General features: G+C 70.9%; 10 protein-coding genes and 2 pseudogenes. 2 read left to right on the top strand and 10 right to left on the bottom strand.

The features are described from left to right. Positions 1–564 (bottom strand): annotated as a pseudogene (locus tag ACWGN5_RS30490) (transposase family protein); the annotation flags it as partial. Between the two features lie 777 nt (positions 565–1,341). After that, positions 1,342–1,734 carry a hypothetical protein gene (locus tag ACWGN5_RS30485; protein WP_453521100.1) on the bottom strand — a complete coding sequence of 131 codons (393 nt, stop codon included), beginning with the start codon at positions 1,732–1,734 and terminating at the stop codon, positions 1,342–1,344. Between the two features lie 278 nt (positions 1,735–2,012). Here ACWGN5_RS30485 and ACWGN5_RS30480 point away from each other — a divergent pair. Then, positions 2,013–2,165, top strand: a pseudogene (locus tag ACWGN5_RS30480) (IS5 family transposase); the annotation flags it as partial. A gap of 72 nt (positions 2,166–2,237) precedes the next feature. On the opposite strand, the gene ACWGN5_RS30475 reads toward ACWGN5_RS30480, so the two are convergent. The 6 genes from ACWGN5_RS30475 to ACWGN5_RS30450 form a co-directional block, all read right to left on the bottom strand. After that, positions 2,238–2,714, bottom strand: coding sequence for a hypothetical protein (locus tag ACWGN5_RS30475; RefSeq protein WP_453521098.1), 477 nt, complete (start codon positions 2,712–2,714; stop codon positions 2,238–2,240). Between the two features lie 463 nt (positions 2,715–3,177). Then, positions 3,178–3,780: a DM13 domain-containing protein gene (locus ACWGN5_RS30470; RefSeq protein ID WP_453521095.1), complete on the bottom strand. Its 603-nt coding sequence runs from the start codon at positions 3,778–3,780 to the stop codon at positions 3,178–3,180. Positions 3,781–3,850: 70 nt separating this feature from the next. Next, positions 3,851–4,303, bottom strand: coding sequence for an SRPBCC family protein (locus tag ACWGN5_RS30465; protein ID WP_453521094.1), 453 nt, complete (start codon positions 4,301–4,303; stop codon positions 3,851–3,853). An 88-nt stretch (positions 4,304–4,391) separates the two neighbouring features. After that, a complete protein-coding gene (locus ACWGN5_RS30460; protein ID WP_453521091.1) occupies positions 4,392–4,757 on the bottom strand; it encodes an SRPBCC family protein in 366 nt (121 codons plus the stop codon). Between the two features lie 54 nt (positions 4,758–4,811). Then, entirely contained in the window at positions 4,812–5,057 is a 246-nt protein-coding gene (locus ACWGN5_RS30455; protein WP_453521088.1) for a hypothetical protein, read from the bottom strand. 259 nt (positions 5,058–5,316) lie between these two features. After that, positions 5,317–6,327: a hypothetical protein gene (locus ACWGN5_RS30450; protein ID WP_453521085.1), complete on the bottom strand. Its 1,011-nt coding sequence runs from the start codon at positions 6,325–6,327 to the stop codon at positions 5,317–5,319. Between the two features lie 200 nt (positions 6,328–6,527). On the opposite strand from ACWGN5_RS30450, the gene ACWGN5_RS30445 reads away from it, so the two are divergent. After that, positions 6,528–7,589 carry an NAD-dependent epimerase/dehydratase family protein gene (locus tag ACWGN5_RS30445; protein WP_453521082.1) on the top strand — a complete coding sequence of 354 codons (1,062 nt, stop codon included), beginning with the start codon at positions 6,528–6,530 and terminating at the stop codon, positions 7,587–7,589. A 47-nt stretch (positions 7,590–7,636) separates the two neighbouring features. On the opposite strand, the gene ACWGN5_RS30440 is transcribed toward ACWGN5_RS30445, so the two are convergent. Both ACWGN5_RS30440 and ACWGN5_RS30435 read right to left on the bottom strand, forming a co-directional pair. Further along, complete coding sequence (locus tag ACWGN5_RS30440) at positions 7,637–8,749, bottom strand: sensor histidine kinase (protein WP_453521079.1); 1,113 nt, start codon at positions 8,747–8,749, stop codon at positions 7,637–7,639. Beyond that, a complete protein-coding gene (locus ACWGN5_RS30435) occupies positions 8,746–9,468 on the bottom strand; it encodes a response regulator transcription factor (protein ID WP_453521076.1) in 723 nt (240 codons plus the stop codon). Before ACWGN5_RS30435 ends, ACWGN5_RS30440 begins: the two co-directional genes overlap by 4 nt. Positions 9,469–9,533: the final 65 nt, after the last annotated feature.

Raw genomic sequence — 9,533 nt, 5'->3', positions numbered from 1 at the left:
AGGACGAGAATCTGCCGGGTGAGGCAGGCCTGGACGATGCCATGGGCGCGGGCCGCGGTCAGGTCGTGGGTGCGACCGGGTGTCGCGCGGGAGAAGCCCTGCGGTGTGCCATCGGGACGGGCGATGACCTGCACGTTCATGCCGTGCTTCTTGTGTTTCTGCGAGTAGTACGGCTCGTCGGCGTGGACACGGTCGGTGGGGATCAGCGTGCCGTCGACGATGACGAAGTCGCCCTCGCCCAGCCCGGTCAGAGCCTCGTGCAGACCTGGCGCCCAGGCCGCGAGGACGTCCAGGGCTTCGTCCACGTAGCGCCAGGCGGTGGCCTGCGATATAGCGAAACCCGGCACCGAGCTGGGCGAACGTCTCGTTCTTGCGCAGGTGGACCAGGGTGAGCAGTGCCTGGTCGAAGCAGCCGAGCTTGCGCCAGCGGGTGTTGCGGGTCCGGCGGTCCTCGTACAGCAGCCAGGCAACATGCTCGACGAGCTCTTGCGGGACGTCGAGCGTGGCAGGATACGGAACCAACAGGGCGCCCTCGGTCGCCGGTGTGATGAGTGGAATCACCACGCCGACGACGAGGGGCCCTGCCTCGTCACCACACCCGCTGACCAGCCCATTTCACCCACCAGCACAGGATGAAACAGGTTCAGTGGGCTGTAGGTCGTGGCGGCCTCGTGGAGCGGCTGGCATCGGGGTGAGTTGTGGGGCCTGTTCCAGCGCGCGGCGCCGAAGGGTTACCAGTCGGGCACACGAGGTGCCGCCTGCAGAGTCTTTCGGCCCGTCCAGACCACGGCTCACCACCGGTTTTCCCAGTGTGTCGATCCAGATCCGGTGGTGAAGGGCAGGCCTACGATCCGTTCACTCCGCGGCCCACGTCGGCGCGGGCGCGCAAGCTCCAGGCCGACAAGTGCCACGACTAGCGCTACCTGTGGAAATCACTGTCCCGCCGAGGCATCCGACACCGTATCGCCACCATTGCAAGGGCAGAAACAGCGCCGCGGGCTGCAACACACCGGGCGGAGCGATTGCCTCCCGGTTCGCGCACATCGGCGAGGACGTGCATCGCTGGATCGGGTCAGCAGCGGTCGTGGTCTTTATCGGCACGTTCCTGTGGGCAACGATCACATCCATGGCTGACCGAAAGCGGTGATGCGCCGCCCGGAGGGGGGAATGTTGTGGCAGTGGGGCTACGGCTGGGACCAAGCTGAGGTTGCAGCTCACGGGGCTGGTGTGGGGGCGAGGTCGGGATGCTGGGACTGGCAGGGTCCTTGACCGACGGCATGTGATGGTCCGCCACCGGCAAGGTCGCGCCGACACCTGGATCGTGCTGCTCTTGCGTGCGCCTTACCAGAGGGTGCCCGGTCCCGCGATAACCCAGCTGGCGTCGACAGGCTTGACCCAGAAGCTCAATGCCACCTCGATAACCCGCGCGCGGTAGGTGATCTCAACGTAGAAATGGCTGCCGGTGTCGCCCCAGTGAAAGTCCGCGAGACTGAGTTCGCCGAGCCAGGACAGATCCTGCTCCCACTCGTCGGCAGCAGGGCTTCTGCTCGCCACGTCCCCAGCCGCGCTTGCTTCGACGGACCCGGTCCACAGCGACTTGAGCACATGACGGACCGGGTTGTGATCGATGAGCTGTTCGGCCTCAGGGATCCTCCCGGCGCGGAGCAGACTGAAGTAGCAGCGAACGACAGCTTCGACGTCCGTCTTGGCAGGGTGCTGCGTCCAGATCCTCACCGCGAGATCGTACGGGTTCGGTGACTTCCTCAGACCGCGTTCGAGATCTGCCGTCTCCCTTTGCTGGGGAGCCCGTTGATCTCACCATGAGCGGTGTCGGGGGTGGGTATCCGTCGGACCTGACGGATGGGCAGTGGGTGCTGGTGGAGCCGTTGCTGCCAAAGGACACGCTCCGTGGCCGACGGTCTACTGGTACTTCACGCGATAGCACGACGACGGCACCGTTGAGCGCATCCACGACGCCCTGCGCGGCAAGGTCCGTGAGGCCGACAGCCGTTCCCGCCCAGCGTGGCTTTCAGGTCCAGCCCCAGCGGTGGGCGGGGGAACGCACCTTCTCGTGGCTCACCGCCCACCGCCGCCTTGCCCGCGCCTACGAGACCAGCCCCGGTTATTCGGAGACGATGATCGGCATCATGGTCCGCCGGCTCCCCGAGGCCGCCCGGCAACCGTGCAAGGCCCGCGATCCCTCTCACGCGTCATCGGCTGACGTATCGCACATCCCCTCATGTGTCGTACGAGCCGTCCCACGGCGCGCTGAATCCAAGCCGGTTCGGGTAGAACTCCGCCCAGTCATCCTGTTCCTCCCCATCGGGATACTCCCCGTGGCACTCAGGGACCAGACCGAACAGTGTGCCGTCGACCTCTACAGCGAACGGGGCGACTGCGATGTCGGCGAACCGCCGGCCGGGCAGCGAGTCCAGCCACTCACTCATGAGCCGCTGCGCGGCTGCCGCCACTGGCCCTTTCCCAGGTCCGTCGGCGACCGTTCCTGCCGACCTGATGCGCGAACCCAGGTGTCGGCCATCGGCGTCGAACTCGTGCAGCACGGAGTACCACCGCCGCACCACCCGGCCATCACCTTCCCGGCCTGCGACAACACCGCTGACGTGAGCGAAGAACTGGCCTCCGTCCCACTGTCCGATGGTGGACGTTCGGTAGTCCGGCTCATGCCGAATGGGAACCAGATCAGGCAAAGTCATGGCCGCACCCTACGTGCCGACCACGACAGCACGTCACGTATGCCCGCCCACCTCACTCATCGCAGATCTCAAACGCGGTCTCAGTCTGAGCTGGCCAGTTGGAGGGTGAGGACGGCTTGCACGACGTTCGTGATGTGCGGAGGAGCCGCCAGGGCTTGAGGGCGAGCGGCCCCCGGACGCTCCCGCGCGGACCTCCCTGCGTCGGTCAACCCACCGCCCTGGGCATGTCTCACGGTCCAGGGGTACCGGACCCGAGCAGACGCTGTCAGCCAAGACGACTCCGACATCACTCAATCAAGATCAGTAGTCAGGGTTTAGTTGCTGATCCAAACGAGACCAGTTGCCCACACCTGAACAGGGTTTTCGGCTCGCCCCAACAGGCGGCTCACCCCCGCCGACACGGTGCCGCTCCTCCGAGGCGAGCCCCCCGTGAGGGCTCAAGCTCTGCGAGCCACAGCGTTGATCAGGCGCGGGCGAGCGCCGCAGCCCCGAAGGATACGTCGAACCGGTCGCACCAGATGCTGACGCTCGGGTACTTCGACCAGTCAACGTCCGCGGGCAGCGGATAGTTCTGGTCTCCCTTGTTGCCCTTCAGCTTGGCGAGGGTGACGTACTTCCCGTCGTCGAAGACGCGCCACCCCGCCTTGCCCTCCTTCACGGGGGCATCGCTCAACAGAACGCGCAGATCCGGGCCGTTGCTCGTGTCCAGGCCCTCCAGGCGAAGCGTGTGGGTGCCGTCCGCGAGCCGGACGACCTTCACCACACCCGTGGTGTCGTGCTCGTGGCTGATGAAGCTGCCCTGCGCGACGGTGACCGGGCCGGCCGGTGGGGCCGTGGCCGACGCGGAGGGCAGCGCACCCGTTGTCGGCGCCTGCGGAGTCGCCTGCGCGGAGGGAAGCGCCTCCTTCACCGTCTCATCCACCCACAGCGCCCAGGGCTTGAACCACAGCAGCCCGGCCACCGCCACCGCCAGACCCGCGACGGCCACCACGGCCCACCGCTGTTTCCTCGTGCCGCGCCCCACGACGCCCCTCCTCCGTGTCTGCCGTTCACCTTCGTCCGTCATTCAAGGCGATCGAGCGATCCCCGGACAGCCCCGTCCTGATGACGAAAGGCTTACGTCATCAAGCCAGTGGTCATCGAGAGTGCGGCAGCAGCTCGCGTTCGAGGTCGCGCAGGTCCTTGCCGAGGGACGAGCGGACCTTTCTGGCCATGATCGGCGCGGCCAGACGGTAGTAGCCCGCCGCGTCGCCCCGGACCCGGATGCCCGCCAGGGTTCCGCGCGGATGCGGGGCGAAGGTGTAGGTGATGTGCATCGGCATGGGGCCCGCCACCGACACCATGTCCAGCAGTCGACCAGGCTCGTGCGCGGCGACGCGCAGCACGTAGTCGATGCGCTTGCCGAGGAAGGGCGCGGTGCGCGTCACCTCGGCGCCGACGCCGAACCCGCCCCCGTCCGCCTCCCGGGTGAGCGCCGCCTCCCGGATGTCCTGGGTCCATTCGGCGTCGTGGCGCCAGTCCATGGCGTAGTCCGCCACCTCGTCGGGCGGGAGCGGGATCACCCGCTGTGCGCTCTCGTCGATCGCCATGACGTAGGTCCCGTCAGACGGTGAACAGGGGCTGCGGGGTGCCCGTCTCCGCGTACTGCTTGAGCCGGGTCATCAGCTGGCCCCAGGTCTACGCGGCCGGGGGCAGGCCCGGGTCGTCCGCCTGCCAGCCGGTGTGACGGAAGAGGACGCGGGTGCCGGTCGCGTCGGGGACGTCGGAGAGGTCCCAGGAGATGACGGAGCCCGACCAGTGGGGCGGGAAGGCGCCGACCGACGTCCACTGGACCCGGTCCTCGTCGGCACGGTCGCGGCGGAGCTGGAACGGCTCGGGGATCTGCGGGAAGTCGAAGAAGAGGGTCTCGTCCTTGCGGTCCACGGCGCTGGTCCACCAGCCGGTCAGGCCGTCGTGGGTGTTGAGGGCGGGCAGTACGGCGGCCCGGTCGGCGTCGATGTCGACCTGGAAGGTGACGCCGGTGATCGCGGTGCTGTCGGTCATGGTCGTGCTCCTGGGCGATGTCAGGGGGTTAGGGGCGGGGTTACGGGGGGCGGCTCAGACCGTGAAGTACGGGACCGGGCGACCGCCCTCCACGTACTCCTTCAGGCGCATGAACATGCCCGCCCAGCCCAATCGTGAGCCGGTGTGGTCGAAGCGGACGCGCGTGCCGCCCTCGGGGTGCTCCTCCAGGGGGTAGGCGATCTCGGTGTCCAGCCACTGGGGCGGGCCGGCCACGACCGTCCGGGTCAGACCCTTGCCCTCCTCCGCCTGGTCGATGCGGAAGTCCCAGGTCATGGGCACGCCGGGGAAGGACAACTGGTGCAGGGCGCCGACGCCCTCGCGATCTCGCCCCCCGGGGTGAACCGGCCGGCCACGCCCTCCTGGGTGGAGATCGCCACGAGGAAGGCTGGACGCACTACATGGAGCGCCTGGCGCCGCGAGGGGAGGGCGGCGACCCCGGCCCCGACGACTGGAGGTGAGGGAACGGGGCCGTGACCGGGGCAAGGGGCCGGACGGTGGCCCGAAGCCACGGGCGAACCGGCCGCCGGACACATCCGGATCAGGCCGTGGCCCAGCGCTGAACCGTCTCTGCGTCGTGGGTGAGCCATGTACCGTCGCCGAGCGGCACCGCAGCAACCCCAGGCGTCTGCGGGTAGTCGAGTGCGGCGAGGGGCCGGAGCGTACGGGCGTCGATCAGGAGGTGGGTGCCTGCCTCCGCCCATGGTTCCTCGGCTGCCGCGACCAGGATCCGCGTGCCGTCGACGAAGCCTGGGGTGTAGCCGGCGAACACCCAGCCCTCGGGCAGTACCTCGCGTGCCTCGATGATCACGTCGTCGGCGCCGTCCTGCGTACGGCACAGGTAGCCGCCGCCGACGTCCTGGCTGATGAGCACCCCGTCCCCACCGAGGCCGACGTAGGGTTCCTCGGCCGTACCCGCCGCCCGGACGTCGAGCCCGGCGGCCGTGTACGTGACCAGGAGACACTCCGTACCGTCCTGGCCCATGGAGCCGGTGAGCAGGACCTCAGGGCGTCCGTTCGGGAACTGGTGGAAGGCGTACGTCGCCGAGAAGGACGGCAGGACGTGCTCGGCGAGCACCTCGCCGGTGATCAGGTCGAGGGCGCGGCAGATGTCCCCCGCGTACGACCTGCCAGGCCCGAGGGGTCCTGCCATGGTCGCCAGGAGGACGCGGCCGGCCGGGTCGGGCGTGCACGCGCCGGCGGCCGAGGGTGAGTGCTGCCAGTCGCGGTGGCGGTGCTCCCAGCGGACCGTGCCGTCGGCCTCGTGGACGGTGACGGTCTCCCGTCCGCTGCGGGCCATGGCGCCGCCGGGCAGGGGCGAGCAGTACGTGTCGGACGTGCCGGGAACCTGGTCGGTCCATGCGGAGACGCCGGCGAGCACCCGGGACGGATCGGCGTCCACCTTGGCGAGGGTGATGGTGCCTTCGTTCCGGGTCACGAGCCACTGCGCCCCGTCGCGCAGCAGCACCCCGTCCAGGTTCCCGAAAGCCTCGCCGACACCCGGGACCGCCTCACTGGCGAGCAGCCGTGCGGGTACGCGGGGGTAGTTCAATGTGCGGCCCTTCGTCTCGCGGGAAGCGTACGCCTTGTCAGCCCGCAGGTGATCAGGACGAACGCGGGGCCGGTCCAGCCCGAATCGGAGCACGCGGGCCCCGTCCTGTGGCGTGCATCGCCCCCCGCCGGGATGACAGAAGTCTTACGGCACGGCGCGGGCGGCCACGGAACCCGCGGGTGGTCCGTAGCGTCGCGCCCATGCGCGTACTCGTCACAGGAGGAGCCGGATTCATCGGCTCGCACATCGTCACCTCGCTCCGGCGGGCCGGCCACGAGCCCGTCGTGCTGGACGCCCTGCTGCCCAGCGCCCACGCCACCGTCCCGGATCCGCCCGAGGCGGAGTTCCTGCACGCCGACGTCCGAGACGCGGCACGTACGCGGGCGGCGCTGCGCGGCGTCGACGCGGTCTGCCACCAGGCCGCCATGGTCGGCCTCGGCAAGGACTTCGCCGATGCCCCTGCCTATGTGAGCTGCAACGATCTCGGCACGGCCGTTCTGCTGGCAGCCATGGCGGAGACCGGCGTACGCCGGCTCGTCCTCGCCGGGTCGATGGTGGTGTACGGGGAAGGGCGGTACGCGTGCCCCCGCCACGACCTCGTACGGCCGGGCCCCCGCCTCCCCGAGGACCTGGAGGCTGGGCTGTTCGAACCTCGCTGCCCCGCCTGTGGCTCCGAGCTCGCGCCCGGCCTGGTCGGCGAGGACGCGCCCGCCGACCCGCGCAACGTGTACGCCTCGACGAAGCTCGCCCAGGAACACCTGGCCGCCGCCTGGGCACGGGCGACGGGCGGATCGGCGGTCTCGCTGCGCTACCACAACGTCTACGGGCCGGGGATGCCGCGCGACACCCCGTACGCCGGGGTGGCCTCCCTCTTCCGCTCGGCACTCGCCCGGGGCGAGGCGCCCCGCGTCTTCGAGGACGGCGGCCAGCGCCGGGACTTCGTCCACGTCCGCGATGTGGCGGCGGCCAACGTCCTCGCGCTGGAAGCCGCGGGCGGGCTGCCGGCCGGCACCCTCACCCCGTACAACGCCGGCAGCGGAGACCCGCACACGGTGGGCGAGATGGCGGCGGCGCTGGCCCGCGCGCATGGCGGCCCTCGGCCGGTGGTGACCGGGGAGTTCCGGCTCGGGGACGTTCGGCACATCACCGCGGACTCGTCCCGGCTGCGACGCGAGCTCGGCTGGCGTCCGGAGGTCGGCTTCGAGGAGGGGATGGCGGAGTTCGCCGGGGCCGAGTTGCGGGCCTCGGCAGCCGTCGGCTGATGGCGCGGTCAGCCGGCGGATGGCGTGTCAGGCAGCGGATGGCGCCGTCAGCCCGCCGCCGTCGGCAGCGTGACCTCGAAGCGGCAGCCGCCCGGCACGTTGCGCACCTCGGCGCGGCCCGCGTGTGCTTCGACGATGCCGCGGACGATGGCGAGGCCGAGGCCCGCCCCGGCCGGCGGGGTGCGGGCCTCGGTGCCGCGCCAGCCGGTGTCGAAGACGCGGTCGAGGTCCTCGTCCGGGATGCCGCCGCAGCCGTCCGTGACGGAGAGGACGACGGCGCCGTCCCGGTGTTCGGCGGCCACCGCGACCGTGCCGTCGGCGGGGGTGTGGCGGATGGCGTTGACGAGGAGGTTGGCGAGGACGCGGGTCATCTCCTTGCCGTCCACCTCGACGGGCACGGCCGCGACCTCCTCCCCAAGCAGCCGGACGCCCCGTTCGCGGGCGAGCGGGTCGGCGCCGCTCAGGGCGTCGTCGACCAGGTCGTACACGGACATCCGGCTGGGGCTGAGGGTCAGCGCTCCGGCGTGGATGCGGGAGAGTTCGAAGAGGTCGGTGACCATGGCGGTGAGGCGCTCGACCTCGGTGCGGATCCGGCGGTGGTAGCGGGCGGGGTCGGCGGCCATGCCGTCCTCCAGGGCCTCCGCCATGGCCCGCAGTCCGGCGAGCGGGGTGCGCAGGTCGTGGGAGATCCAGGCGACGAGTTCTCGACGCGAGGTCTCCAGGGCACGTTCGCGCGCGCGGGAGGCGTCGAGTTTGGCGCTGGTGGCGGCCAGTTCGCGGGTGAGGGCGGCGAGTTCGGCGGTGGCGGCCCCGTCGGGCGCGGAGAAGCTGCCCCCGTCGCCGAAGTCGCGGGCGGCGCGGGCGAGCGCCCGGCTGCGGGCCACGACCCAGCGGCCGAGGACGAGGGCGGTGCACAGGGAGACCAGGGCGGCCATGGCGACCACGACGGTCACCACCCACAGGTCGTGCCCGGACAGGAACATCGCCTGGGCGACGGCGAGCGTTCCGGCGAGCATCGCGGACACCGTCACGGCGGCCACCACGGCCAGGGAGACGGCGACCGAGCGGTGGCGTACGAGGCGGAGCACGACCGCCCCTGCCAGCCCGGCGCAGACGGCGCCCCCGAGGGCGAACGCGGCGATGAGCAGGACGTCCTTCATCTTTCGGTGCCCTCCGGTTCGAAGCGGTAGCCGACGCCCCAGACCGTCTGGATCAGGGACGGCCGGGCCGGGTCGTCCTCGATCTTGGCGCGGAGGCGGCGGACGTGCACGGTGACGGTGGACAGGTCACCGAAGTCCCAGCCCCACACCCGGCGCATCAGGTCCTCCCGGCTGTGCGCGGTGCCGGGGCGCTCCATGAAGTACGCGAGGAGGTCGAACTCCCGCAGGGTGAGCGCGAGTTCCGCGCCGGCTCGGCTGGCCCTGCGGGTCGCGGGGTCGACGGCCAGGTCGCCGGCGCGCAGCACGCTCCGGGGCTCGGCCGGTGCCGCCGCGCGGCCGCGGCGCAGCACGGATGTGACGCGCAGGACGAGTTCGCGCGGGCTGAAGGGCTTCGTGACGTAGTCGTCCGCGCCCACCTCGAGACCGGTGATCCGGTCCTCCTCGTCGCCGCGCGCCGTCAGCATGATCACCGGAACGGGTCCGGCGGCCCGCAGCCGACGGCACACCTCCAGGCCGTCCAGGCCGGGCAGCATCAGGTCGAGCACGACGAGGTCGGGCCGGCGCTCCCCGGCCCGGTGCAGGGCGTCGAGGCCGTCGGCCGCGTGTTCGACGGAGAAACCGGCCCGTTCCAGGTAGCCGGTGACGACCTCGGCGACCGTCGGGTCGTCGTCCACCACCAGGATCCTGCCCCCGGTCCCGGGGGCGGTGTGCTCGCTCATGCCGCACAGACTCGCATCCGCTCCCGTGCGGCGGCCACGCCCACCCGGGCGGTCGTCGGGCGCCG

The organism is Streptomyces sp. NPDC055815 (assembly GCF_053616475.1).
Note: the sequence above shows the minus strand (reverse complement) of the source record. Positions and strands in the feature narration are given on the sequence as shown.